At 66.8% G+C, this 25,367-nt stretch carries 17 protein-coding genes, 1 pseudogene and 2 CRISPR repeat arrays; of the genes and pseudogenes, 11 read left to right on the plus strand and 7 right to left on the minus strand.

Going from position 1 to position 25,367, the window contains the following annotated elements; translation table 11 throughout:
* Nucleotides 1–26: 26 nt before the first annotated feature.
* The 5 genes from casA to ACZ66Z_RS33510 form a co-directional block, all read right to left on the minus strand.
* Nucleotides 27–1,712: a type I-E CRISPR-associated protein Cse1/CasA gene (gene casA, locus ACZ66Z_RS33490; RefSeq protein ID WP_469939462.1), complete on the minus strand. Its 1,686-nt coding sequence runs from the start codon at nt 1,710–1,712 to the stop codon at nt 27–29.
* Nucleotides 1,705–4,572: a CRISPR-associated helicase Cas3' gene (gene cas3 / locus ACZ66Z_RS33495; RefSeq protein ID WP_469939463.1), complete on the minus strand. Its 2,868-nt coding sequence runs from the start codon at nt 4,570–4,572 to the stop codon at nt 1,705–1,707. Before cas3 ends, casA begins: the two co-directional genes overlap by 8 nt.
* A 279-nt stretch (nt 4,573–4,851) precedes the next feature.
* Entirely contained in the window at nt 4,852–5,976 is a 1,125-nt protein-coding gene (locus ACZ66Z_RS33500; protein WP_469939465.1) for a ParB/RepB/Spo0J family partition protein, read from the minus strand.
* Nucleotides 5,976–6,710: a ParA family protein gene (locus ACZ66Z_RS33505; protein ID WP_469939466.1), complete on the minus strand. Its 735-nt coding sequence runs from the start codon at nt 6,708–6,710 to the stop codon at nt 5,976–5,978. The genes ACZ66Z_RS33500 and ACZ66Z_RS33505 overlap by 1 nt, the downstream gene beginning before the upstream one ends.
* Nucleotides 6,711–7,986: 1,276 nt before the next feature.
* The gene (locus ACZ66Z_RS33510) at nt 7,987–8,472 is read right to left on the minus strand and encodes a hypothetical protein (RefSeq protein ID WP_469939468.1); all 486 of its coding nucleotides are present in this window, start codon (nt 8,470–8,472) and stop codon (nt 7,987–7,989) included.
* A gap of 2,587 nt (nt 8,473–11,059) precedes the next feature.
* Between ACZ66Z_RS33510 and ACZ66Z_RS33515 the strand changes: the two genes are divergently transcribed.
* The 9 genes from ACZ66Z_RS33515 (at nt 11,060) to ACZ66Z_RS33555 (ending at nt 18,060) form a co-directional block, all read left to right on the plus strand.
* Nucleotides 11,060–11,341 carry a hypothetical protein gene (locus ACZ66Z_RS33515; protein ID WP_469939470.1) on the plus strand — a complete coding sequence of 94 codons (282 nt, stop codon included), beginning with the start codon at nt 11,060–11,062 and terminating at the stop codon, nt 11,339–11,341.
* A gap of 260 nt (nt 11,342–11,601) precedes the next feature.
* Complete coding sequence (locus tag ACZ66Z_RS33520; RefSeq protein WP_469939472.1) at nt 11,602–11,739, plus strand: hypothetical protein; 138 nt, start codon at nt 11,602–11,604, stop codon at nt 11,737–11,739.
* A 714-nt stretch (nt 11,740–12,453) separates the two neighbouring features.
* Nucleotides 12,454–13,563: a bifunctional DNA primase/polymerase gene (locus ACZ66Z_RS33525; protein WP_469939474.1), complete on the plus strand. Its 1,110-nt coding sequence runs from the start codon at nt 12,454–12,456 to the stop codon at nt 13,561–13,563.
* 26 nt (nt 13,564–13,589) lie between these two features.
* Nucleotides 13,590–15,089 (plus strand): DNA primase family protein, encoded by a 1,500-nt coding sequence (locus ACZ66Z_RS33530; RefSeq protein ID WP_469939490.1) that lies wholly within the window; start codon nt 13,590–13,592, stop codon nt 15,087–15,089.
* Complete coding sequence (locus tag ACZ66Z_RS33535; protein WP_469939475.1) at nt 15,086–15,487, plus strand: DUF6009 family protein; 402 nt, start codon at nt 15,086–15,088, stop codon at nt 15,485–15,487. The genes ACZ66Z_RS33530 and ACZ66Z_RS33535 overlap by 4 nt, the downstream gene beginning before the upstream one ends.
* A gap of 223 nt (nt 15,488–15,710) precedes the next feature.
* Nucleotides 15,711–15,932 carry a hypothetical protein gene (locus ACZ66Z_RS33540; protein WP_469939477.1) on the plus strand — a complete coding sequence of 74 codons (222 nt, stop codon included), beginning with the start codon at nt 15,711–15,713 and terminating at the stop codon, nt 15,930–15,932.
* Nucleotides 15,932–16,204 (plus strand): hypothetical protein, encoded by a 273-nt coding sequence (locus ACZ66Z_RS33545; protein WP_469939479.1) that lies wholly within the window; start codon nt 15,932–15,934, stop codon nt 16,202–16,204. Before ACZ66Z_RS33540 ends, ACZ66Z_RS33545 begins: the two co-directional genes overlap by 1 nt.
* Nucleotides 16,205–16,778: 574 nt before the next feature.
* Nucleotides 16,779–17,123 (plus strand): hypothetical protein, encoded by a 345-nt coding sequence (locus ACZ66Z_RS33550; protein WP_469939480.1) that lies wholly within the window; start codon nt 16,779–16,781, stop codon nt 17,121–17,123.
* Nucleotides 17,124–17,457: 334 nt separating this feature from the next.
* Nucleotides 17,458–18,060 (plus strand): hypothetical protein, encoded by a 603-nt coding sequence (locus ACZ66Z_RS33555; protein WP_469939482.1) that lies wholly within the window; start codon nt 17,458–17,460, stop codon nt 18,058–18,060.
* Nucleotides 18,061–20,097: 2,037 nt separating this feature from the next.
* Here the strand turns inward: ACZ66Z_RS33555 and ACZ66Z_RS33560 are convergent.
* Nucleotides 20,098–20,445, minus strand: a complete 348-nt coding sequence (locus ACZ66Z_RS33560) for a VOC family protein (RefSeq protein ID WP_469939483.1) — start codon at nt 20,443–20,445, stop codon at nt 20,098–20,100.
* Nucleotides 20,446–20,642: 197 nt separating this feature from the next.
* Nucleotides 20,643–20,916: a CRISPR direct-repeat array (repeat unit 29 nt).
* Nucleotides 20,917–21,171: 255 nt separating this feature from the next.
* On the opposite strand from ACZ66Z_RS33560, the gene ACZ66Z_RS33565 reads away from it, so the two are divergent.
* Together ACZ66Z_RS33565 and ACZ66Z_RS33570 are read left to right on the plus strand one after the other, a co-directional pair.
* Complete coding sequence (locus tag ACZ66Z_RS33565; protein ID WP_469939485.1) at nt 21,172–21,357, plus strand: hypothetical protein; 186 nt, start codon at nt 21,172–21,174, stop codon at nt 21,355–21,357.
* A 399-nt stretch (nt 21,358–21,756) separates the two neighbouring features.
* Nucleotides 21,757–22,289: a CRISPR direct-repeat array (repeat unit 29 nt; unit sequence CTGCTCCCCGCTCGCGCGGGGATGGTCCC).
* A 229-nt stretch (nt 22,290–22,518) separates the two neighbouring features.
* Nucleotides 22,519–22,661, plus strand: a pseudogene (locus tag ACZ66Z_RS33570) (IS5/IS1182 family transposase); the annotation flags it as partial.
* A 227-nt stretch (nt 22,662–22,888) separates the two neighbouring features.
* Here the strand turns inward: ACZ66Z_RS33570 and ACZ66Z_RS33575 are convergent.
* Nucleotides 22,889–24,136: a hypothetical protein gene (locus tag ACZ66Z_RS33575; RefSeq protein ID WP_469939486.1), complete on the minus strand. Its 1,248-nt coding sequence runs from the start codon at nt 24,134–24,136 to the stop codon at nt 22,889–22,891.
* Nucleotides 24,137–25,367 lie beyond the last annotated feature (1,231 nt).

Consider the following 25,367-nt stretch of genomic DNA (forward strand, 5'->3'; position numbering starts at 1 on the left):
TATGGGTCGTCATCAGGCATGCACCTCTAAAGGGATTCCTCCGCCACGCCCGGGTCGGACGGGTGGTCGGACGGGAAGGACTGACCGAGGCACGTGCGAAGCCGTGCCCTGAACCAGCGTTCGGCCAGCGTGGAGTTGAGCCACACGCTTCCCTGCTTGGTCGGAACGGTGCGCCCCTCCCAGGCCAGGTCTCCCGCGTCGGCGACCATCTGTCTGCCGAGCCGGAGGACGATCCCGTACGCCTGCCGCTGCCATGCGTCCCGCTGCTCGACGGGGTCGTCCTTCGAGCCCAGGGCGGCGAGCCACGTACGGTAGGGGCCTTCGAGCGCAGCGAAACCACGGTCTCGCGCGACGGTGCGGGGACCTTCGTTCTCCGTGCCGGCAGCACGTTCCAGGTCGGTGGCCAGATCGCCGAGCGTCTTGACCGCCTCGTCGGCGTCGCCGGCCGCGTCGATCGCCTGTTGCGCGTACTCGCGGTCCTGCTCGTGCAGGAGGACGACGTCCATCGTCAGGTGGTCGTCGACGACTTCGTCGACGACGGACTGCTGCGTGCCATAGGCAGTTCCGACGATCCGGGCCTGGACGAGGAACCCCCGAGACAGTTTCCGGCTCGTCACGAGGCGGGCCACCCATTCCAGAATTCCGGGCCGCAGGTAGAGAGGGACGCCGTCGGTGCCCTTCTTCATCTGGTGACGGTCGGCCACCAGCGCCATGACCCCGCGCCACGCGGAACGCGCGGGATCGTGCTCCCGCGGCAGATAGATCGGGGACTTGCCATGCTTCTTCTCCTGCGCCTGACTGCGGCGCCACGCGGACATCGGCTCGTGCTTGTGCATGTTGCGTGCGGAAAGCGGATCGCCGTAGCCGAGGACGACGCCGTGCACCCCATCGGCATCAGCATGCAGCCGCAGGCGCCGACTCTGCCAGGTGTACAGGTCGCGGAACCCGGTCGGAACGCGCTCCGCTCCCCCGGGTCCGCTCGGCTCCCGCCGCCATGCAGGACGGTCATCGGTCCCGGACACGATCCCGCTCGTGTCCGCCGCCACGAGGTTCAGCAGCAGCGTCTCCCGCAGATCGTGGCGCCCTTCGACAAAAACTCCACCGAGGTTCCCGGCCCAGCCGACGCCCAGGGGGTAGACCTTCCCTCCCTTGGCTCGGTCGTCACCGACGACGCCGCTCTTGATGCCGGAGGTGTCGTACGCATGGGCGTGCACCACCCATCGCGCCGCTTCCGCGAAACTCAGCCGGTCGACCGCGGGCAACCGCGCCGAGAAGAACGGCTCACCGTTGGGCACGTCCGCCACGATCCGGTTGAGCGAGGAGACTTCGTCCTTCGCCGTCCTCAGCCCGGCGGTCTGGAAGAAGGGCACCTCGGGGTCGAGCAGGTCGAACGAGCCCCGGTGGACGTCGAGATACTTCCCCACACCTGCGAAGCAGTCCTCGTCGCTCCACAGCGCCGACCAGTGCTCGATGTCCTTCGGCCCGCCAAGCGCGTCATGGGCGATCGCGAGGAGGAGCCGTGTCAGTGCGAACTCCTGCGTGGGCAGATCACCCGCGATCCGGCGGATGTCGCGAGCCTGCTCGAAGACCTCACGCAACGACAGTTCGCGTTCGTTCCCGTCCCGTTGGAGCACGGGGATCCACGGACGCTCCGTCAGGTCGAACGACAGGGCACTCCCGCCCACCTCGCTTGCCCCACTCGTCTCAGACACGGGTTACCTCAAGTCCCTCAGTTTTGGAGTACCGGAGCGAGAAGCCTGCCAGCTGGGTCTGACAATCCTCGTCGAGAGGGAGGATCAGCTGGCCGGCGAGCCAGGGACTGTCCTTCGACTGCCAGGCCGGTACGTACAGTTCCTCGAGCTCACGGATGGCTCGGCTCATCACTTCGTGGTACGAGAACTGCACGGGCAGGCGCAGTCCACTCGCGGCCGCCGTGCGGGCGGCCAGCCGCGCCGGTACCTGGTCCCAGGGCAGTTCCAGCCCGCCCAGCTGCCGCCCGCGGCGGTCCTGACCGAGCCACGGCACGGTCGTCATCGTCCCGTCGCCACGCCTCTGCACGACGACGACCTCCAGACCGTCACGTGTGTCGCGGACCTGAGCCCGTCCCTCGGGAGTGTCATCCGCGTCTCCCGCGCCGGCGGCCACCCATCCGATGAGCGGTTCCCCGGCCTTGCGGACGTCGTCCAGCCGGAACGTCGCCGCTCTCCTGGCCTGGTCGGCGCAGTGCTCCTCGTGCTCGCCCCAGGCCTCGTCCAGTGCCTCGGCCCAGCCCTCGGGTGCCGCCCGGTCTTCGGCGTACGCGCCCTGTACGAGCGGGCTGATGTCTTCCGGCAGGCGCACGGGCACGGGGTCCGTCCCGTCGAAGTGCGGGAGCAGGACGGCGGCCGAGCGCAGCAGCAGGTACCTTCCGTACACCGTGGCGGACCCTCGTACCGGCACCGGCACGGTCCCTCCCCAGTCGGCGCCCGTCACCAGACACCGTGGCTCGCGCAACATCGCCGGCCGGTCCCCCTGGCACTCTCCGCGCTGATGCCGATGCAGACGCCCCATGCGCTGGAGCAGGAGGTCCACGGGGCACAGGTCGGTGACCAGGAGGTCGAAGTCTACGTCGAGGGACTGCTCGGCGACCTGGCTCGCGACGACGATGTGTCTGCGCCGGGGGCGATCGGACTCCTCTCCGGGCGGCCCGAACCGCCGAAGGAGCTCCTTGTCGTTCTCCGCTCGGTCGAGGTCGAGGAAGCGGGCGTGCGCCACGGTGACGTCGTCGTCTCCGAACCTCTCCCTCAGCACGCGTACCGTCTCCAGTACGCGCGTCACGGTGTTGCGCACCACCAGCACGCACCCGCCCTCCCGCAACTCCTCTGCCAGCCTGTCCGCGAGGATCCCGAAGTCGTCGTCGAGGCGTTCCACACGCACCGAGACACCGCGGCCGGATGTCTCAGGACGCCGCACGACGGGAGTTCCGCCCGGGGCCACCGTCGTGAGCAGCGGGTACTCCCCCGCCGACGCGACAGCGTCGAACGCTTCTCGTGCCGTGACGTCCCCCGCACCCGCATAGGCCTCGACGAGTTCCCTGCGTCGGGCTGCGGGAAGCGTCGCCGACAGGATGACGACCGGTACCCGGTAGGCGCCGAGCCACGACAGCACCCGGTCGAGATAGACACTCGTGTACGTGTCGTAGGCGTGCGCCTCGTCGATGACGACGACCTTGCCGGCGACCGCCAGGTGCCTCAGCGCCAGGTGCTTGCTCTTGAGCCCGGCGAAAAGAAGCTGGTCCACGGTCCCGGCCACGAAGGACGACAACATCGCCTTCTTTCGTCCCCGCAGCCAGATGTGGGCCACCAGTTCCGTCACAGCCGCGCGCACGCTCGGGGACGGGTTCTGCGTCTCTGTCCCGGCGTCCAGCTCGACAGCCGCGACCTGCCCGACTTCCATGAGATCGGTGTATGTGTCGTTCAGCGCGGCCTTGGAGTGAGCGAGCAGCACTGAATGCCGCTGGCATTCCAAAGACGGCAGTCTCTCCAGCCACTTCAGCAATCGGGGAAACATCGCGTTGCCTGTGGCCATGGTCGGCAGAGCGAAGAACACTCCCCCGGCCCCGGACCGGGCGGCGAAGATCTCCGCCACGGCCAACGCGGCCTCGGTCTTCCCCTCCCCCATCGGTGCCTCGATCACCATCAGACCCGGCGCTGTCATGGACCTGGCCAGCTCGACCGCCGCCGCCTGGACAGGACGCACCGTCGCTCCCTTCGGGAGCGCGAACCTGGAGGCGAACAACTCGTCCACGTCCGCGGGCGGTTCCATGGGACGCCACGGTCCCGGCAGGTTGAGCCCCCGCCACGCGGCTGCCGCCCGCTCGGCGCTGCTCCGCGGGACGTCCTGCGGGTAGTACGGGAAGAGCTCCGGATTGCTGGCGATCCAGTCGGCGACGATCACCAGCGCCGTCAGCAGCACCTGCACGGGCTGCGGCAGCTTCACCGCGGCCCACTCGCCCAGCCGGTCCCGCACACCGAACTCGTCGGCACACGCGTCCAGCAGCTCCGACTGCACCCGACGCCACAGGTGCCGACTCGCACCCGTCGACCGCAGCAGGTGCCCGCGATTGTCCAGCGCGCTGATCTGTCCATACTCGGGCGGCACTCCGTGGTGTCCACCCACGACCACGGAGAACTGATCGCACTGCTCGGGCGCCCAGCCGCAGCGCTCCTCCAGCCACTCCCCCAGCAGCGCCTGACTGGCCAGCGCGTGCGGCGCCAGTCTGCGGTCCGGGCCCATCTGCCCGTACGACCGCATCTCCAGACCCACGTCCCGCATTCGGTCGGCCAACGCCTCGACCTGACAGGCGAACGCGGGCGTGGCCTTGCCGATGTCGTGCACCGCGGCCAGCCACATGATCAGCCGACGCCCATCGGCCTCGCCCCCGGGCAGCACCTCGCCGATCAGCAGGCGAATCTGCGCGGGAATCCACTCGTCCCACAGCACCCCCGCCACAGCCGCGCTGTCATCCATGTGCTGCCACAAGGGCAGCCAACCGTCGCAGTCCCTGTCGTACTTGCCCCACAGCGCGAGCACCGGTCCCTCAAGTCTGCTGCGAAGGCCTGAACGGCCCTCCCCCTCACGTGCCATGGGAGATGCATACACGGCACCGAAGGGTGTGACGGCTCGAACGAGACAAGATCCTGAGTTCAGCATCGGCTTGCACAGAACTGACACACCGCAAGCAATCAACCCCGTAGTGTGAACAGTTTCCTCCCGCCACAGTGACGTCCCCGCCACGCCCGACAAGGTGCTGGGACACCACGAAGCCCCTGCCCTTCCGCGAGGAAGAACAGGGGCTTCGTATCTTCGGGGCTACGCCTCTCGTACGAGCCCGGCGGCAACCTGCTGCAGGATGGCCCCGAGCGAAGCACGAGCCTGCGGCGAGAGATCACCTCGCATGTCCGCGACCACGGCTTCGACACCACTGCTGCGCCGGAAGTAACGCAGGATGAACGCGCTTCGCTGAATCGGATCGAGCCTGGCGAAGGCCATGTCCATGAGGGCGACGCCGTCATCCCACGGCAATGCGACAGCGGGATCGGCCGGAACGACAGCCGTGTTCCGCGGTTCCGGGACGACGACGGCCGACTCAGCGAGGTCGGCGACCTCGGTGGCCACCCCTTCCCCGCTGGGTTCGGACGCTTCCGCCGAAGACTTCAAAACCGGGTTTTGAACCGCCGGGATCGGCGGCTCCGGAACAGCAGCCCGCTTACGCGGGGCCTTCGGCTCCTGTGCCTTCCGGATCTCCTCAGCCGCGACAGCCCTCTGCTGCTCCGGGTCCTGGATCTTGGCGATCTTCTCCGCCGTCTTCACCTTGATCTGCTTGGTGTCGACGACGTCACGCAGGTCAGGCGGGAGGTTGAGCAGTGCCAGCCGGTTGGAGACGTACATCTGCGACTTGCCGATGCGCTCCGCGACCTTCTCCTGGGAGCCATGCCTCTCGACCATCCGCTGCAGGAACTCCGCCTCCTTGTAGGGAGGGATGTTCTTGCGGTGGATGTTCTCGATGACAACGGCTTCATCGACCTTGTCGTCGTCCTCGTTGCCGAGGCGGTCGCGTACCCGGATCTCGAACTTCGTCCAGCCGAGCTGCTTCGCCGCGTGGAAACGCCGGTTGCCCAGGATGATGACCCACTCGGCGTCACCGATACGAGCGCCGTGCTCGGGCTTGAGGCGGAGGAAGGCATCACGGGACAGGGCGACGGCCGGCTGCAGCTGGCCGACCGACTTCATCGACTCCTTGAGCTCGCGGAAGTCGGAGTCCTCATCGGTGTAGTCGACCCCCGTCCGGGGGTTGTCCGGGTTACCGGCGAGCGTGTGCATGTACACGGTCGTCGGCTGCGCGTCCGTCTTTACGGCCTCATCAGCGGAAGCCCGCTTGCTTCCGGGCTTCCCGGGACCGTCGAGCAGGTCGGTCCAGGGCTTCTTCGCCGCCATCAGCGAGCACCCTTCTTGCCGGCGCCGAGCTCGAGGGCCAGCTGATAGAAGTCCTCGCGGGCCTCCATGGCGACGCGGTTCTTCTTGTACTGGGTGACGACGGTGCCCTCGAGGGCGGCCCGGGTGTGCACCTTGTAGTGGCGGATCACGGTGTTGGCCAGGTTCCAGCCCTGAGCCCGCACGAAGTCCTTGGTCTGGTCGAGGTCGGCTTCGCCGTCGCGCGGGTCCCAGTTGTTGATCACAACGAGGTAGGGAATGCCGAGCGGCTTCACCACTTCCTCGATGGTGTCGCGGGTCGGCATGAAGCCGAGCGGCTCCGGCTCGACGGGGACGATGATGTCGTCGGCGTTGGTCAGCACGGCGCGCATGGCATCAGCGGCCGTGCTCTTGCCGAACGGGTCGCCGGCCTCCTCCTTCTCGTCCTCGGGAAGGTCCATCCAACCCGGGGTGTCGATGAAGGCGTGCTTGATCTTGCGGGACTTCTTCAGGTGGGAGAACAGCTCCAGATCGTCCTTGGAGTTGATCTGCTCGAAGGAGAAGGGGAGGTCGTGCCCCACCCGCTCCGACCACCAGGTGGTGGATCCCTGAGGGTCGGCGGAGACGGCGGCGACGAAATGGGGGTCGCCTTCGGGGGCTGCGCCCAGGACGTGGGCGGTGATGGCCGCGGTGTTGACGGTGAGAGTCGACTTCCCGACTCCGCCCTTGCGGTTGATGAGCGCGGTAATCCGTGCCATGGGTGGTACTCCTGATGCTCCGTATGCTTCCCAGCCAGGTCGGCTGGTACTAGCGGACGTGGACAGGATGCCACGTCTCCCCTCCTTCGCAGGCACTCCGGCACGGCGGGTTCAAAACCGGGTTTTGAACCCGCCGCCCCGTCCGGGCCCCGATCACCTCTCCCGACTCCCCCGGGCTTCCTGTCTTTCCCGGCCCCACAGACCATCAGCGAACCAACTCACCTGGGCTTCTGGCTCAGCGACCCCGTCGTGCTGAGGGAAGCACCGAGGATGCTGAAGCGTGTCCTTCCGGTTCACCCCCTCCGTCAGCCGCGTACAACATGCACGACCCCTGGGGCTGGTATTTGCATGCGCCGACCATGCTGAATGCCCATTTCGTGGCACTGCCCAGAGAGCGCCCTTGATCCAAGCGGAACGGACCGGCGCACAGCCGTTACGGCCCCCAGCGGCCGGCTTCCAGGAACACCAACGCGTCCGCCTCCCGCCACGGCCTCAACCGCGCGGACGGACAACCCGCCGAAGGACCATCGCCCGGCTGGCAGCAGCCTCTGTCCTGCGTGACGGAACCGCTGCCGCAGCAGCCTGAGGAGAGTGCCAAGAGTGTGACCGCCACGCCCCTGGCTCATAACCCTGGCCACCCTTGAGAACACGCACTCCTGCAGCACATGGACGGTCGGCATCATCCAGCTGAGGATCAGAAACAGGGGGAGACGTCGGCATCAAGCCCGCCCTCCCATGAACCACCACCCCACGAATGCTTCAAAACCCGGTTTTGAAGCGAGGGCCCGCGGCAGGCAACTCACCCTGGCCGGCCGACGACCGCCTGACCTGTCTCAACGAGGCTTGACCAGTCTCACCGGAGTTAGACGGGACGGTCTTTGTCCCATCGGGGTTTGACTGCTGGTGGATCTGAGGGCGTGGTCGTGCGGGTTACTGCGGGCCCTGGGTACTCGCGGTCGCTTCACGGTCGGCGAGGAAGGCATCGAGGAGTTCGAACAGGACCTTGATGGCCCGCTGCTCGTCCTCGGGTGACAGGTCCCACATGTTCTCCCAGCGGTGCGGCAGAGCAATGTGCAGGATTTGACTCGCCAGCCGTGGTTGCAGTCTCGACCTCGGCGGACGACCAGCCACTCGTTGGTGCGGTCTCCATCGGTCGTCACCAGATGGCTCCAAAGGGCGCCGTCGGCCGGAACCTCCGAGGTTGCTTCCAAGAACGCTGCGACTGCAGCCTGTGGTGCGTCCCCGCCAGCGCCGCCGTCCGTGAGGGCGGCGGCCCTCACGGACAAGAGCGCGAGCTCGCCTCCGCCACCGGCGATGACGAGCTCGCCCGTCGACGTGCAGCCCAGCGCAGACACCGGGGTGCCGGGGCACCGGCAAGCACGTCATGGCCGACCACGTGTGGTGCCTCGATGTCGACCTCCATGAGGGCTCCGGTAGGGGTTCCCACCCACAGCACACCGGGTCGGGCTCCGAATGCGATGTTGTGGCGTGACCAGGCGCGCATCTGGTCACGCCACTCTTGCGGGTACGGGTACCCGGGGTTGGGTTCGCCGAGGGTCGTCGCCAGAACGCGGCGGAGCGCGGGGAACTCGAAGGCCTCCAACGAGTTCTCGTATGCGTTGCCGCGGATCGCAAGATGACGCCCATCCGTACTGAAGATCGGCGTCTCGTAGCCGTCGGCATCCAAGATCAGTGCACGGCGCAGCACGCGCATCACCGCGGGCGTCGCCTCAGGATCGATCCGCGCGAAGAGGCCGAGCATCGCTCCCTGATCGCTCGCGAGCGTGGCGATGAGACCGCTGCCAGGATGCTCCGTGACGCCTGTGTCCCAACGGGGCCCGGTGCTGACGACACGCGAAGCGAGATCAAGATGTGGACCGCTGGAAGTTGCGGGGCCAGGCCGACAACCAGGGGAAGCCGCGGTGGCACACCAACCGCTCGACCGTCTGCCCGTCACTGTCCTGCAGGCGTGCCACGACCTCGATTGCAGTCATCCGAACGCCGTAGGCCTCGGCGAGTCAGGGGCAGAATCTGGGCTGGGGGAGCGGGCAAGGGCGGGGGCCAGTCCTGCTTGGCACGGAACCAAACGCCCAGCAGAACTGAGACTGTCACAGCTCTGCCGAACCTAGACAGGCGATAGGGGAGTGACCTCCTTCGATGCCCTCGCGTCTCATGGCTTCAAAACCCGGTTTTGAAGAACGAGTGACAGGGCCGATGGAGCCCACACCGGTACCGCTCGATCCGTGTCCCGTCCTGCTGACTCCGTGCACGGACGTCGGGCCAGAATTTCGTGCAGTTCCAGAGGTCTCGTCAGACGTGCTTCGTAGTATCGCCAGGACATCGGTCACTGCAGACCCGGAGAGCACCTATGACCAGTGCTGACGGTACCGAGATCCACCGTGCTTGGAGCCGCTTGACGCACTTGATGAACGGCAATGCCCCGTGAACGCCGCGGCGCTACGCCCTCCAGCGGCAGTTCAGAAGATCATGACAGCAGAACAGACGATCGGTTTTCCGTTCCCGGTTGAGCTCCGTAGCCGGCTGACATTCGACAATGGCGTATAGCTCGCGGACAGCCGCCCGGATCAAGTCCTGGCACACGGCGACGGGGCTTCTTCCCGGCAGCAAGCGCTCCCTGTCCACCGCCCTAATCCCGCAGGCTTACCAGCGACTGATGCCTGCCCCTGGGGAAGCGAATCCTGGCGAGCCGTGGTGAAACCCGCGATGGGTCCCCTTCGCGGGGGACGCGACCGGATGTGTGGCTTCTTCATCAGCACCGGAAACCACACAGTGGGGGAGTGGAGAGAGCACAGGCGCCTCGCCACCGATGTGTTCCCGTACCTGGCCGCATTCTCCGAGTACGTCCTCACAGACCGCGCACCAGCACCGCATGGACTCTGCTCGACTGCGGGCTCATCTACGAACGCTCCTTCGCCGGCCGCTCGTGCGCGAGTCCATTCGCTGCGCCATCCGTGGCACGGCCGACGAGGCGCGGAAGCGAAGGGTTCTCGGCTCCCGCGGTGGTCGGCTGCCGAGTATCGACCCGGCCGACGGCCGCGAAGGCCTCGTGGTCGAGCGCGGGATCAACCGTCGAACCAGGTACCGTGCCGTCGCCACTCAACACGTCTCGTCGCAACCATCAACACACGGCTGTGACCGCCGGCATCACGCCACAGGATCCACGTTCCACTCCTCGGGCAAATCGCTGCCGAGAGGGTACAGACGAAGTCGTCCTAGCGCACGAGTTGTAATCCTGGCAGCCAGGCCCCCCCTCCCCCCCCTCCCCCCGGAACACCACCTCATGGGTGAAGCCGGACGACCGGCCCAGCTCTGCCTCGTCCAGAACACGAGCAACTGCCTACCAGGAGCTGACGCCCGGGCAGTACCCGGTGGAGTGGTTGCTGATCTCTCCGACGGCCCACCGGCCTACTTCACGGGCGAAGCCGAGCTCATCGACGCCCAGGAACCATGCCTCCACCGACACAAGCCACGTGCTCGCTACGACGCGGCGCCAGCCGAAACACACCGCCCGTTCCCACGCAGGAAGTGAACGGTTCGACCGGCTCCGCTGGTCCGACATATCAGGGACTCCGCCCCCCGCACATTCGTCCAAGCCTCGCCAGTTGCTGCCCTTCGTGGACAGGTGGACCCGCTGAGAGCCGGTCCGGAACTCCGGGCAATCGCGTCGATCGCTTCCCGATCACCTCTCCACCGGCCCCCACGTTTCGGTGTCCGGTCCGGGAGCGGCGGCTCGCTCCGCGCCCCCTACGGATCAGGCAGCGGCACACCCGCACCGACTGGGCAAGCAGCCCGCCGGTCATGCCTAGTCCCACCAGAACGACCAGGAAGTCCACCCATGAGGTCGGTGGCGTACTCAGGGAAGGATGGGGGCGGGTCATCGACGATGTTGTTCGCGGTCGAGAGCACGTGTTCCAGAGTGAGCAGGTTCGTGTATTCCGCTTCAACAGAAGGCCTCGCGACCGATCCATGCAGCTCGCTGCCGAACACCGCCACGATCTGGGCACCGAAAAGGTTTTCCCAGCTCCACAGGAGCACACACAACAGAGGCAGCGGTACCTCCGCGGACCCAGCCGATCGACGCCAGAGCATCACTACTACAGCAGGCAGGTACGAGCGCGAGTCGACACTCACCCAGTCCGAACGGTCCCGTCTCGATGAGTCAGGTCAGCGGTTTTGCCGCCGCCTCTAGATTCGAGTCCTCGGACTCAACCGGCATCTGCGGTGCCTGGGCCGGCCATTGCTCGTAGGGTGACCCAGGAATGCAGTCATGGATCGGCCCCTTCAGGTCCGGCGCCGGTGGCGGGTCCATCACATGGCATCGTCCCCGCATGACTGACATCGCCGCTAAAGCCATGGCCTCAGGCCAGCCAGATGACCGCGCTGCGTCCACCCTGCGGTTCGCCAGGGAACTCATCTCCAGGACGGCAACTCCCCGGGCCCTGGCCGAGCACTCATGGTTACTTGCCGTCCTGTCCATCGTGGTCCTGATCGGACTTCCGACCCTTTTCTGCACCCCGGGGGACAAGGCCCAGGTGATCGTCGCGGTGCCGGTGTGGTTCACGATCCTGCTCCAGCTGACCGCTGCCGTGATCTCCTCCTGGCACGCCTGACCTGGGGCCATGGCGGAGCCCTTTCCACGTCGACCGTTCCTCGAGCCTGGAGGGCAGGATCGAGGCAGCCAGGAGCAGGATGCGCGACCGGGCCGCATTCGTGGCGGAGCGCGAGCTTCAGATCATCGTCTACCACTTCCACCTCGATGAGTCCGCATCCCTGATGAGCGTCATCGCTGTGCATCCCGACTCGGCGTCGATGGAACGGCATCTGGAACTCGGCGGACCGAAGTTCCACGCTTTCGGGGGCGCTGATCCGTATGCACTCCATCGACACATACGGACAGCCGAGCCCAGCAGTCGTCGACCAGCTCTGCCAGAAGGTCGAATACCTCGGCGGGACGTCCCACACCCTCCACACCCTCCAGGCAGGCTTCAGCCGACTGGAACTCATCTAGGAGCCGTTCGTGCCGGGCCGAATCACTTGGCCGACGACAGGATCGGAGCCTCGCAAGAGCAGAAAGACAGCCAGCCGGCGATGCGTCGGGGAGGAGCTCTCCCCGCACCCGTCTCCCGCCGCCCTCAACCCCAGCGCCTACGTATACGCCCAGCCATCCGACCACCACCTCGACCGCGATCGGACTCGGCCGGAACCCCAACCAAGGGGATGACGACGGCAACCCGGACAGCGAAGGTCGCTTCATAAAGTCCCCGACTTCGGTCGCTTCGGTCGCTCTGGTCGCTGCGATCCTTCAGTCGCTCCAGCCTCTCAGTCGCTGCCCCAAAGAACCCAGCGACTGAACGGCAGCTACCGTCGCTGCTTCAGTCGCTGATAAAAAACCGCAGGTCAGAGCCTGTCTACTCCCAAGAACAGCGACTGAAGCGACTCAAGCTCTACATATCAGCCGTACAGATCGCGCGTGTGCGCCTGATATATAGGCATCTACAGTCGCTTCAGTCGCTGTTTTGGTAGTCACAGCCCATCTGACCTGCAGTTTTTCCCAGCGACTCAACACAGCGACTAAGAGCGACTCAGTAGCTCCACCGATCGCCCAGTCGCTGGATCGCTTTTCACCCGCGACGCGCCGTGATCCAAGTGGCACGACCGAACGCATGTTTTCGCTAGGCTGTCTCCATTGTTGAGTCGCTTCAGTCGCTATTGGGGGAACGAAATGCCTGCTGACCTGCGGGTTTCCTCCAGCGACTCTTCAGTCGCCGGCCCCTGGCAGCGAGGCCCGGACCCGCTCACGCTGGCTCGCTGGTGCGCAAGCCACGGCTGGCCCGTCCACCCGCTCGCCCCGGGCAAGAAGACGCCCGCTGCAAACTGCCCTGCCTGCCGGGAACCCGGACACGACCACCGGACCTGCGCCTGCAGAGCCGAAGGGCGCTGGTGTCATGGCTTCCACGCCGCGACCCTCGATAACACCCGCATCCAGCAGTGGTGGGGCCCCCGGCGTCAGATGGGCGTCGCCGTCGCCTGCGGACCTGCGAACCTCGTCGTCATCGACATCGACGCCCACCCGGGTCTGCCGCCGTCCAGGGACCGGCTCCTGCCCGGCATCGAGATCGCCGAGGGAATCGACGTATCAGCGATGACCACGGGCTTCCACACGCTGGCTGTCCTCGCAGCCCTCCGGGGCCAGGAGAGCCCTGCCAACGACACCACCACGTTGCGGGTGCGCACCCCCTCCGGCGGCCTGCACGTCTGGTACCGCACCACGGACTCCCGCCGCTGGCAGTGCTCATCCGGATCCGGCAAGAACCGCGCGCTCGCCTGGCAGGTCGACGTCCGTGCGGACGGCGGCTACATCATCGCGCCCGGTACCACCACGGACGCCGGCGTCTACACGCCACTGGGCACCGTACGCACCCCGGCTCCGCTCCCGGCCTGGCTCGCTCAGGAACTCCAGCGCACCCACCACCTGCCGGCCGCCCACGTACAGGCTCCGCGTCCGGTCCCTGGCAGGGCCCGCCAGGCCGTCTCAGCCGCCCGCCACGGAGGAAACCCGGTACTCGCCATGCTCACCGGTGTCCTCTCCGAGGTCGCCGACTGCGCCGGAGTCACCGAGGGCGCCGGATTTTCAGAGAAGCTCAACAGAGCCGCCTACACCCTCGGCGGCCTCGTCGCAGGCGGGCATCTCACCGCCCGCGATGCGGAGGACGCGCTCATGGAGACTGCCCGCCATGCCCGCCCCGGGCAGGAGCGCAGAGCCGAGGCGATCGTCCGCAGTGGCATGACCGCAGGCGCCAAGCGCCCGCTCGATCCCGGGAGTCGCCCGTGACCACTCCCACAGGCGGCGAGCCGAACATGCTCTTCGACTTCGATCCGCACGGCCTGGCCGCGCAGATCATCGCCAAGTCCACCCCTGCCCTTCCACCCCAGCAGGTCGATGACGGCCCGCAGAGCTGGGTGCCCGGCGGGGCCACCGCCCACGGCCTGGTCCCGGACTCCCTGACCGACCGCGGCAACGCCAAGCTGTTCGTCAAGCTGTACCAGTCCGACTTCCGCCATGTCCCGGGCCTGGGCTGGTACCGCTGGGACACCACCCGCTGGCAGGTCGACGAGGACGACTCCGTGCTCTGGGCAGCGGGGGAGATCGGTGAGCACCTGGCCACCACGGACCCGTCCGGCGAACACGCAGTGGAGGCTCTGCGCAAACACCGCCGCCGTGCCCTGAGCACCTCCGGCATCAACGCGATGCTCATCCAGGCGAAGTCCGCCCCCGGCATGGTCCTCAAGGCCGAGTACCTGGACGCCGACCCGTACGCCCTGTGCACCCCCGCGGGCATCGTCGACCTGCACACCGGGCTCCTGCGCAAACCCGACCCGAACAAGGACTTCCACTCGCGCTCGACCACCGTCGGCCCCGCTGCGATGCCCATCCCGCGGTTCCTGCGCTTCCTCGACGACACCTTCGGCAACGACTCCGAAGGCGCCCAGATGAACGGGTTCCTGCAACTGCTGCTCGGCTACTCGATCACCGGCGACGTCGGCGGCCAGGTGATGCCGTTCCTCTTCGGCGCGGGCAAGAACGGCAAGTCCGTCCTCCTCGACGTGCTGATGAAGCTCCTGGGTGACTACGCGGACGCGGCCCCGCCCGGCTTCCTCATGGCCCGACCGTATGAAGGCCATCCCACCGACCTCGCCGAGCTCCACGGCCGACGCGTCGTCGTCTGTTCCGAGGTCAAGCCCGGCGACAAGTTCGACGAAGCCCGGGTCAAGCTCCTGACCGGCGGCGACCGCATCAAGGCCCGCCGCATGCGGCAGGACTTCTTCTCCTTCAACCCCACCCACAAACTCTGGCTCCTGGGCAACCACCGCCCCGAGGTCGGCACCGGCGGCTTCGCCTTCTGGCGTCGCATGCGCCTGATCCCCTTCGAGCGAACCGTCTCCGACGACCGCAGGATCGACAACCTCGCCGATATCCTCGTCGCCGAGGAGGGCCCGGGCATCCTGAACTGGCTGATCGACGGCGCCCGCCGTTACCTCGGGGGAGAGAAAGACCTTACGGGCCCCGACAAGGTCCGCATCGCCACCACCGCCTACGCCGAGACCGAGGACCACACCGGCCGCTTCTTCGACGAGGTATGCGTCCAGGGCCCCGACTGCCGTACCGAGCAGAAGACCCTCTACGACGCCTACCGCGCATGGTGCTCCAGCGAGGGATGCCTCGCCATGAGCAGCCGTACTTTCGCTGCCCGGGCACGCGAGCTCCTCGGGCTGTCCTCCCCGAAAGAGATGATCTTGTCGAATTCGAGGAAGTACTACCCTGGTATCGGACTGCTCGCCCACGAGGAGACGTCATGAGTTCCCTGATCAGCGAGAACGATCTCAAGCACGAGACCGAGCTGGTCTGGCTCGAGGACGTGTCCCGCCTCGACTACGTCCGCCAGAGCCTCGACCGCCTGCCCACCCGCTCGGGCAAGCCGGCGTACCACCGCGACGGCCGCATGGTCGGCTACGCGGTCCTTAGTACGGACGCCAAGTCCTCCCGCGCCTCCGGCACCTTCCGCCGCCGCGTTTTCTGGCTCCTCCCGCACGACCGGGACAACGAGCCCGACGGCCTCTACGCAGGCTCCGCCCCTGCCGAAGCCGTCGACCCCGAGACCCTCCAGCCCACGGTGAAGGGCCGCAAGACCGAACGCAGCGAAGGCGGCCCTCCGTCCATAGCGATGCAGGAACTGGGCATAGGCCTCCCGTTGTAGCGCCCGAACCGAGCGACCGAAGCGACTGGAGCGACTGAACTTCGGACACAACCGAACGTTCCTGGGGTCCCGGCACCACCTGCGCGGGACCCCGCCAGACCAGAAAAGCCGACCCACCCATCCTGACCCCGCTCCGAGACCGGGGTCAGCCAGATCGGTACCGGCCCCAGAACCAGAGCGATACGGTGGAAGCCCTTCACCTCCGCGTCCCAGGGAGCCTCCGATGAGTGACCAGCCGGCCCCCTGCCTGCAACTGGACCAGGCATCCGCAGACGCGGTGCGCGCGTACGCGGCCCGCACTCGGGCCAGCGCCGACCAGTTCGCCGCCGTCCTGGAGGACATCGCCACCAACGGCCTGCCCTCCGTGGAAGACTGCACGCCTTGGGAAGACCTGCGCGAACGCCAGCTTGCACGCCTTGCCGCACAGCGCCCTGTCGTCGCCTGATGCCGAACCGGCACAGCCCCCGCCGTGCCCGGATCGCCTTCTCGGACTCGGCCGCCAAGCAGGTCGAAGAGATCACTGACGAGGCCGAACTCCACGCCCTGGACCGCACCCTGGTCGTCATCTCGGTCGACCCCGACATCGGCGAACCGATCCCCGGCGACACGACCGGCGCCTCACTGCGCCAGTACGCCGACGAGATCGAGCGGGCCCGAGTCCTCTACTTTGTGACAGCGCTGCGCACGGTCGTGGTCATCGCCTACATCGAGGTGTGAGGCACGGGGACCTCGGCTCAGGCCAGGTCCTTGTGCAGCGGTGGTGTCAGCGGCAGCGCCGATTCAGCAGCTCTCGATTCAAACTCGCGCAGCCAGCGACTGAAGCGACTGAGAGCCCAAGCTGCGCGGTCATTCTGCGACCATTCACCTGGTGGCTCGCTTCCAGCAGGAAGAACCTGTCGGCTGCGCCCGAGACCAGGCCGAGGAGGCCGCGCCCTTCGCACCCAGCTCTGGTGCCGCCGCTCATCACGACAAGGACACGCATACGAGCATGCCGCCGCCATCCGCGAGGCGAGCAGGGACCTCTCGCTCCCCCGTTCACGTGGGCGACTGAATGGCCATCCCCGCAGGGGCGGGGAGCAGGTGATTGCTGTTGGCAGCCTTGCCCCAAGTAGCGGGACCATCCCCGGCGCTGAGGGGAGCAGATGCTGAACGCCAGTCTAGTGCCTCCTCTTGCCCTAGCTTCTTACCTTTCCCCATGTAGCGTTCCGTAACTTCGTAAGCGTCCATGCGTTGAGGAGAGCGCACGTCGAAACGGACGTGAGTGGGGTGAGTCCCGATGCGCTTTTGTCGGATGATCCAGACAGAAGCGCATGGGGCCCAGGAACTGAGAGAGGTCTCCATGCACGGCACAGACGACATCCCCGAGGTGATCGAGCCCAAGGACGAGGAAGAGCGTCCCGCCAGGTCGCCGCGAACAAGTACCGCTCGGGCGGAGGGGAAACGTCGACTCCTCGGACGGTGCGAGGCCGAGCAGTGTGGCGGCGGCGAGGGCGACGCCGCTCGCGGCAATACGAGGAAAAAGCTTGCTGTATCTGCAGCTGTGCAGGTGACTTTGAGCAGCGACGCGGATGACGTTGCGGATCGGGTCGTACAGGCTGTGCAACAGGCCTACGAGACTGTCATCGAGCTGCTCTGACCGCGTCGGCCCCGGGGTGCCCTCTCGCCCAGTCGCAGATCGGCACACAAGAGCCGGTCCGCCGGGAAGGGAACGGCTGCTCGCGCGTGCCCTCGATCGATGAGGATCCAGCAGCTTCCCGGCGAAGACCGGATCGGTTTGAGAAACGTGGCGTCGAGTCTGTCGCTCTCGACAGGCGTACGGGAAGGGCCACCACGCTGTCGGGCGCTCTCCACAGGTTCACGAGCCGTGGTCATCTAAGCCGGGCCCGGCGGGCCTTGTCCGGCCGGAGCGAGGCGTGATCGGCTTTCGGACCGTTGGACCATCAGCGGGGGAGCCTTGGAGGGAGGTGCCGATGGCGGGTTCTCCGGGGCTTTGGTCGCGCTGGGGTCAGTGGCGGAAGTCGGATGCGGACGGGATGAAGGGCGGCGAGGCCCTGATCCTGGAGCTGAACCGCATCGTCCATACCTCCGGCATCGCCTCACCGGTCACGTCCCGCCGTGGCCTGACGGCTCGTCTGCGCTACCTGGACAGTCCTGCCGGCCGCGCGGAACTGCAGGCCCAGGGCGTCTCGCCGCGCACGATCCGAACCTGGATGAAGGACAAAGGCAAGATTTCCCCGATCTCGGTCAGCCGGGAGCGGATCGATGCCGCGTACTGGCACCGCCGCAGGGAGAACCTGATTAGTTCAGGCTGGCTGGTCCGTCACCTCGACAATAAAGGCCGCGGCCGCCGCATGGAGATCTACCCGGTCGACCAGACTCGCGTCGAGACGAAGCACCGTCGTGACCTGAGCACCCGCTCCATCAACGTTCGATACATCTGGGGCGACCTGGTCGACGCCTGGGCCGCTCGTGACGCGAATCTCGTCGATGAGATCTGGGACGACGTCATCTCCGACCTCGACTCCGACTACAACGCATACGCGTACATCTCCTCGGTCGGCATCGCCGCCTGACCAACACCCGGGGCACGGGCTCGCATGGCCGGGACGCGTTTCCCTGCTCTCGGAGTGATGCTGAGGTTCTCGAGCATGTGAAGTTGCTTGGCCTGGAGAGCGCCCGCCTGGTGCAACGTGCGACGGCTTCCCGGACGGGCTACGCACTCATCTTCCGTCAACCCGTGCCCAGGCGCGCACCAGAAGTACGGAGCCGGCTTTCACCTGCACCAGGCCAGAAACGCATCGTGCCCCACATGGTGGTGTGGGGCGCAGGGGAGCACACCATCGACCAATTGGCACGGACACGGCGTATTGAGCGCATCCGCACCAGCCCCCGGCGCGCATCCGTACGGCGAGGTGGCCTGGGGGCCGCCGGCCAGGCCGGCTTGCCTGCTGATGGCATGTCGGCGGCCGGTGTGCTGTGGCGGATGCCGAGAAGCCCCGGCCGTATGGGCCGGAGCTCCTCATGGGCCCGCACTCAACCACCATCGATGCGAGCCGGTGTTCCCTATGCCGGGCCCGGTGGGCGGGGGAGGCCCAGGGTCCGGCGAGTGAGCGGGTCCCATCCGCTCCACCTCCGTGTGCCCTCGCTGTCGGCCGTCACACTCCCCTGCCGCTCTCGAGAAAGCCTGGTGGGAGGAGTGACTTTGTGGGCAGACGGAGGCCGATGCCGCCGTCTGCGGATATCTCCCCAAGTCATGGTCGGCGGCGTCTGGTGCACGCACTGTCTGCAGCTCTCTCCTTCTGGCAGGCAGTGCGTGCATGAGGCGTACGACAGGTACGGGCGGTTACGGCCTGGCGCTGGACCACCGCCTTGGGTATGACTCCGGCCGCCGGTCCGCAGGAGCTGTCCGGCCAGGGCAGCCCACGGCGGAGCCGAGACAAGGCGGTGCGTACCGAGTGCCTGGCAGGGGCATGGGCTCACCGGAGAGAGGCCGGGTGTGGGGCCGCATGGCCGAACGCGAACGCCGCGCCCAGGCGCAACCCCACGCGAGCTGAGCCCTCGCGGCCAGCACGGGCGTAAGGGCGCCTCACGCCATGAGGTCGCCGATCACATGCAGCCGATGGACCGGGTGAGGTCTTTCGTCGGGAAGACAGAGGTGCGCCTGCTCTGCCCATGAAGCGGACAGGGTGAGAGAGGGCGGCTTTAAGTGGTTTGCCAGTTTCGGTGAAAGTGGTTCAGCTGAAGCCGTGTGCGCGGTAGAACTGCAGGTCACAGACTGCTCCCCGCACCCGTGGGGACGATCCCGTGTTGCGCCGACGCCTGGCCCACCGGCTCGGTTACTCCCCATACCGCGGGGATGATCCCGTCTACTCGGCTGTCAAGCTGACCGATGAGCAGCTGCTTCCCGCGTCTGTGGGGATAGTCCTCAGAGGTCGCTCGCGTTCTGGCCGGCGGTGACTTGCTCCCCGCGCTCGCGAGGATAGTCCCGCGCCGGCTCGTGAGAGGGAGACCCTGGCAGCCTGCTCTCCATATCCGCAGGGCTGGCCCCGGGATTGAGCGTGTCTCTGTCACCGGCACGGCCTCCTCCCCGCACCCGCGGGGATGGCCCCGCGCTCGCTCTCTACACCAGGGGAGAGGGCGACTGCTCCTCGCACCTGCGGGAATAGCCTCGATGTCACTGTCCGCGAGGCTGGCCTGGGAAACTGTTCCCCGCGTCCGGGGCCCCAGGCCACATCCACGGCCCATTCCGGACCGCCTTGCTCCCCGTACCCGTGGGGATGGCCTCATGGACGTTCTGGGGGGCTTTGCCCTGGGGCACTGCTTCCGGTGCCTGCGGGGGTGGACTTGACCCATGGGATCTCCGGGGCGTGGTCGCTGGCTGCTCCCGCATCTGGGGGAGGGGTCTACCGGGCGGTCGGTCATCCAGGTTCGGTGCCGGGGACCGCAAGGATCGGCGCGCAGTCGAACTGTGGAGTCGATCGTCTTGGAAGACGCCGCGCCGTGGCTGCATGCCGTGACGAACTCGCGGTTCTTTGTAAGGCAGCCGTCTTCGTATCGGCGATCAACGAGTGGTGGTGACTAGCATTTTCACCAGGGGCAGGGGAGGGTGGTCAGTGGTGGGCCAGCACGTTGACCACCCGCCCGCTGGGGTCGCGGACGAAGAACCGTCGCACGCCCCATGCCTCGTCCTGCAAGGAGTGGATGATTTCCGCACCTCTTGCCCGCATGGTCGCGTAAGCCGTGTCCACGTCGTCCACCTCGACACTCATGTCGGGGGTGATGGGCGCGGTCTTGTCGCTGGTCATGACGCTGATCTGCGCTGTCGGGCCGGTAGGGGAGGCGAGCGTCATGATCCAGCCGTGGTTCATGACCTCCTCGAAGCCCAGCAGGCCGTAGAACTCCCGGCTCTCCTGCGTGGCCTCCGACTGGATGTTGGGCACGACACGGCGAACGACCATCGACGACTCCAAACGAGAACCAAGGTGTCTCTATCTCCCCCCAGAAGTACTACGACACGTCCCCAGCCGCACATACTTTCGCTGCACGCGCCAATGGGGCGGGCAGGGTAAGGAAGTCAGGTTTGAGCGGTTTGCCGGTTTCGGTGAAAGTGGTTCAGCTGTGGCTGTGTGTGCGGTAGAACTGCAGGTCACGAAGTCTGCTCCCCGCGCCCGCGGGGATGGCCCCAGGCCGACATCATCACCGCCTTGGCGGCGTACCTGCTCCCCGCGCCCGCGGGGATGGCCCCACCGGGTCAGGGAAGGCACAGCCCCGTGTGGTCTGCTCCCCGCGCCCGCGGGGATGGCCCCTCGCTCGCGTTGGGCGGGCTCGGGTCGGGCAACTGCTCCCCGCGCCCGCGGGGATGGCCCCCACGCCCGTTCCGGCGCTGGAGCTTTACCAGGCTGCTCCCCGCGCCCGCGGGGATGGCCCCTATGCCTCACCGTGAGGCAAAGTTGAAGAGGGCTGCTCCCCGCGCCTCTTGGGCACCGGCCCGCTCCGGTTTCTGTCCAGCCCTCCGATGGGCCAGGCACCCGGCCGGGGCTCGAAGAGGTGACCGCTCCCAGCATCCGGCGTGTCCCTTGGACACGAAACCCGGCATCGGCCCGGGGGTCGCCTGATACATTTCGCCGTCACAGGCATTCTCTCTCCCAACACCAGGTCCACCCACCGACAAGAGGAGACACGCCTTGAGCCAGGAACCGACATTCGCCCAGTACGTGAGCTGGCTGAACACCGTGCTGGAGGAAAACCCTCACGCCGCCGAGTGGACAATGCCGGCCACCACGCCCACCCCAGCCTTCTGCGACGGCACGGTCAGCCTGGAAGCACCCCCGCTGGGCTTCTCCTACCCCGCCCCCTCCCAGCCGATCTGACCGACAGCCCGCCGCCCCGGGCGACCTGTGCCGCAACGAAGGCTGCGAGAGGTCCACCGCCGACGGCGAAGGCTACGCAGGAGCTGCTGGGCGACATCGGCGGTGGGCCCCGTCTACACCCCGCGCAGTTGAAGGAGCCGTTCCTCGGCGCTCTCGATCGCGCATGGGTGATCAGCATGCGCTGCTCGGGCGGCACCACCGCCCGCCGCATCCTCCCCGAGCCCGGCGCCATCAGCCGCTACATCTGCTCCCTGCACCTGCGGGGGATGGTCTTCGGTGTCGAGATCCGGGAATGGTCGGTGGTTCGGTCGCTTGGGGCGCTGTGCTGTGGGGGTGCGGTGAGTGCCGCCAGCGTTGCTGGCCATGCGTGCGGCCTGCTTACCACAACGCTTACCATGGCTGCTCCCCGCTTGCGCGGGGATGGTCCCCGTCATATCCACGTCTCGCTCGGTCAGCTCACCTGCTCCCCGCTCGCGCGGGGATGGTCCCAAGCCGGTGCGCGTCGGCGTACTGCTGAGCGGCTGCTCCCCGCTCGCGCGGGGATGGTCCCTCACGGGCAACTTCACCGGCGCCGGAATGCTCCTGCTCCCCGCTCGCGCGGGGATGGTCCCAGCGACTCGCCGTCCTTCCACTCGTTGGACTGCTGCTCCCCGCTCGCGCGGGGATGGTCCCGCCGGGACCAGGTCCGAGGAGTCATCCAGGGCCTGCTCCCCGCTCGCGCGGGGATGGTCCCGAGGTAGTTCGTGCCTCCGTTGACGCGGCACACTGCTCCCCGCTCGCGCGGGGATGGTCCCTGGCCTGCCCCCTCGTTCCGGCCGGGCTCGTCCTGCTCCCCGCTCGCGCGGGGATGGTCCCCGCCCCCCACCATGAGGTGGAGGGCCCATGAGGTGGAGGGCGGTCCGACTGCTCCCCGCACGCGCGGGGATGGCCCTGTCTGCTCGGGCACGCTCCGGGCGGTTACGGTCTGCTTCCCATTCGTGCGGTGCGATCTCTCGGTTTCGTGACAGCGGAGTGAGAGACAGTGGTGAGGCGTTGCATTGTCGCAGGTCAACCCGGTTTTCCTGAGTAGAGCACACTGTCATAGGTGTGAGAGATCGCGGCGATTTCACTGTCATGGGGTGGTACCTGTGCAGGTGGCGCACTGACAGGAAACCGAGAGATCACACAAAGATCCGGGCCCTCGTCGAACAGGCGTCGCCACCCTCAAGTCCTGGCGACTCCTGCGCAAACTCCGGTGCTCGACCACCCGTATCACCAGCCTCGTCCAGGCCGTCCTCACCCTGCACCTGACCAGCTCAGAGTGAGGATGGAAAAGGCTCAGTTGCCGACATGGTCGCTTGTCGGCACGCCATTTACCAGCACAGACGTGAGGTTGGAAAGGCTCAAGGGTTATTTGTCTAATCGGAGGGCGAGGCCGGAGCTTTCCATTCCTCCAGGGCTGCTATGGCCTCTTCGAAACAGCCGTATTGCTGCAGACCGTGAGTCATTCTTCTGCCCGGTCTCACAGATGTGGAATCTGATCAGGCGGTCGTCATCCTTGGATAAGGTTCTTGTCGGTGATGCCGCTCTTCTTGAGCAGGCGTGTCAGCTCGGGCAGGTCGACAGGTGCTGTGCCTCGTGTGGTGACGGTCATAGTGCCGGCGAGGGTACCGCTGGAGAACTTCTCAGTGCCCCTAGCGCTGAAGAACCGGCCAGCCTTGGCGCCGATACCGCCGGCCTTCTCCGACACCCGCAGTGATCCCTTGTACGACGCCACGGCATCTCCCGGGACTTCGACGCCGTCGAAGACGAGTACCGGGTGATCTGTGCCACCGCCGTAGACGGTAAAACTGATCGGGGTGCGCTCATTGCGCTTGTACTGCTGATACCGCGCCTTGTTACGCAACCTGATTCGCCCCGCGTCCTCACGCCGCAGCACCGCCAGTGCGTTCTCCGCAGCTTCAAGGTCCGGCGCGATGCGGTCTGCATAGGCATCGCGGACCGACGCGTTTTTCAGGGAGCGCTGTGAGATTTGTTCCTGGACACGCGGGTCACGGGCACCGATCCAGCTTCCTTCTTGCAGAAGGTCGTTCATCTTGGAGGCGAACGAATCAGCTTCGTCCCAGGGAATACCGCTGTCGGGACGCCCGTGGTAATGGTTTTCACCAGGCGCTGCGGAGCGGTTGGAGGCGCGCTGGTGTGTGCTGCTTGCGAGTGCGCCGTCCCCGCTGACCCTGTAGACGCTGTGTTCTTCGGTTTCCTGTAGAGCGTCCGTCTCCAGGGCGGCTGTGTGTAGTTGTGTGGGTTCGGCCCATTCCTCGGTGGCAGTCTGGGGGATGAAGATGAATCGGGCGAAGGCGTCCGCGAGGTCTTGGTGGGTGAAGGTGCCGAAGAGGACCCACCGGTAGATGTCTGTGGCTGCGGGCCGGCCGTCGCCGTCGGTGCGCTGGGCGATCTGGCACAGAAGGTAGTCGAGCCACTCGATGGTGCACTCGGGCCAGTTCAGGTACTGCTTCGCGACCTCGGTGGCCTGTTCCCATTCGCCCTGGGCGCGGAGGGCCAGCCAGGGCCATTCGGCCGGTGTGCTGGTGCACTGTTCCGCGGTGAGCTGGTCGGCCTGGGAGTAGGAGGCGAGTTCGGCTGCGATGTGCTGGGCGTCGCGCTGGTCGCCGGGGGCGAGAGAGTCCACGAACGCACGCAGAGACGTCTTGTCCCACTGCTGCCAAGGCATGTCTTCAGTGGTGGCGATGGTGGCGGCCATGCCCCAGTCGCCAGCCGCTGCGATCTTGAGAAACTGCATGGGGTGTCCATCCTTCACAGCGCACAGCTCCAGTAGCTACGTCCTTCCCAGGAAAACCCACCACCTGGGCAGGAGAGAGAGCCCGGAACTAAATCGGCCCCTTCGGGAAGCAACCTCTGCTCCAGCAGGAGCCCCGCGGCCAAGCATCCGCGACCTGTCGCTCTGGCCGCTGTCCGGCTCGGCCTGCCCCGTTCCGGCCGAGGCCTGACCCCGGCTCCATCGCCCGCGCACCCCGTTTCTGCTGTCCTGGAGTCGGGGCGCAGCATTTGCATGGGTGCTTCCCGGGTGATGGGTGTCGTGGGTTTTTCACTGTTGGGCGTCATCTGTCTTCACCGGTGTGGTGGCGTCTGCACTGGGCGGTTTCTGCCGTAGGTGTCGTCCAGGCGGTGAAGGATGGTGTCGTTTCCCGGGTAAGGCGGATGACGCCCGTGTGGCATCTCGGAGACCGTGAACCTGACGATCAGCGGCGTTCCGCGGGCCGGTCACTGGTACGTCTTAGCGGGTGCTCATGGCCCTGGTCCTCATCCTCGTCCTAGCGGTGCCCGGCCGTGGGGCCGGCGTCCCGCGTCCGCGCCGTCCCGGTCTCGGCCTCCTCGTTCGGGGGTCCAGAGCGGTGGCCGGCACCCTTATACCGCTTCCCGGGCTCCCGTCCGTGCATGTGTCAGGGGGTATGGCCCCGTTCCGCCATTGGTACATGCTGAATCAGTTTGATGCAGGCTGATGCAGCCTGGTTCTAGATTTCAGCCACACCCTCTTTCTGAAGCACTCTTACCATGGCCTCACCGGGCCGGTGTTGGGTGATGGCAGGCGGGTTTCCCAGTGGGCACACGGTCAGGTCTGTGATGCGTGCCGTAGTGTTTCTCGACTGGAAGTCGGGTGGTTTCAGCGGGGGTTGGGTGACTGTTTGGGTCACTCGATCCGGGGCGGGCCGACCGAAGGGTGGCAGGCCAGGATCCCAGGTGGTGCACGGGCGACGTCCCGATGTGCCCCGCACCTCTCGCTGCCCGGCGGAGCCGGTCGGGCGGGAGCGCAGCGGACGCCCCATCAATTCCAGCGAAGCGGGAGTTGATTGACACCTGTATGGAGCGCAGCGGAATGCAGGGAATTCTCGCTTGCGGGAATACAGAAAAGTGCGAAGCGCTTTTCTGTAAGGCCGCGCAGCGGCCTTGAATCCGCGAAGCGGATTCCTTCTCTTGGAATGCGCGCAGCGCATTCATACCCGCTCCGCGGG

The organism is Streptomyces sp. NPDC107498 (assembly GCF_055582805.1).

Coding starts and splice junctions, on each gene's coding strand:
- ACZ66Z_RS33500 (WP_469939465.1), bottom strand. CDS start 5,976: ATGGCGGCGAAGAAGCCCTGGACCGACCTGCTCGACGGTCCCGGGAAG.
- ACZ66Z_RS33505 (WP_469939466.1), bottom strand. CDS start 6,710: ATGGCACGGATTACCGCGCTCATCAACCGCAAGGGCGGAGTCGGGAAG.
- ACZ66Z_RS33510 (WP_469939468.1), bottom strand. CDS start 8,472: ATGCTCGGCCTCTTCGCGCGGATCGATCCTGAGGCGACGCCCGCGGTG.
- ACZ66Z_RS33515 (WP_469939470.1), top strand. CDS start 11,060: ATGACTGACATCGCCGCTAAAGCCATGGCCTCAGGCCAGCCAGATGAC.
- ACZ66Z_RS33520 (WP_469939472.1), top strand. CDS start 11,602: ATGCACTCCATCGACACATACGGACAGCCGAGCCCAGCAGTCGTCGAC.
- ACZ66Z_RS33525 (WP_469939474.1), top strand. CDS start 12,454: ATGCCTGCTGACCTGCGGGTTTCCTCCAGCGACTCTTCAGTCGCCGGC.
- ACZ66Z_RS33530 (WP_469939490.1), top strand. CDS start 13,590: ATGCTCTTCGACTTCGATCCGCACGGCCTGGCCGCGCAGATCATCGCC.
- ACZ66Z_RS33535 (WP_469939475.1), top strand. CDS start 15,086: ATGAGTTCCCTGATCAGCGAGAACGATCTCAAGCACGAGACCGAGCTG.
- ACZ66Z_RS33540 (WP_469939477.1), top strand. CDS start 15,711: ATGAGTGACCAGCCGGCCCCCTGCCTGCAACTGGACCAGGCATCCGCA.
- ACZ66Z_RS33545 (WP_469939479.1), top strand. CDS start 15,932: ATGCCGAACCGGCACAGCCCCCGCCGTGCCCGGATCGCCTTCTCGGAC.
- ACZ66Z_RS33550 (WP_469939480.1), top strand. CDS start 16,779: ATGATCCAGACAGAAGCGCATGGGGCCCAGGAACTGAGAGAGGTCTCC.
- ACZ66Z_RS33555 (WP_469939482.1), top strand. CDS start 17,458: ATGGCGGGTTCTCCGGGGCTTTGGTCGCGCTGGGGTCAGTGGCGGAAG.
- ACZ66Z_RS33560 (WP_469939483.1), bottom strand. CDS start 20,445: ATGGTCGTTCGCCGTGTCGTGCCCAACATCCAGTCGGAGGCCACGCAG.
- ACZ66Z_RS33575 (WP_469939486.1), bottom strand. CDS start 24,136: ATGCAGTTTCTCAAGATCGCAGCGGCTGGCGACTGGGGCATGGCCGCC.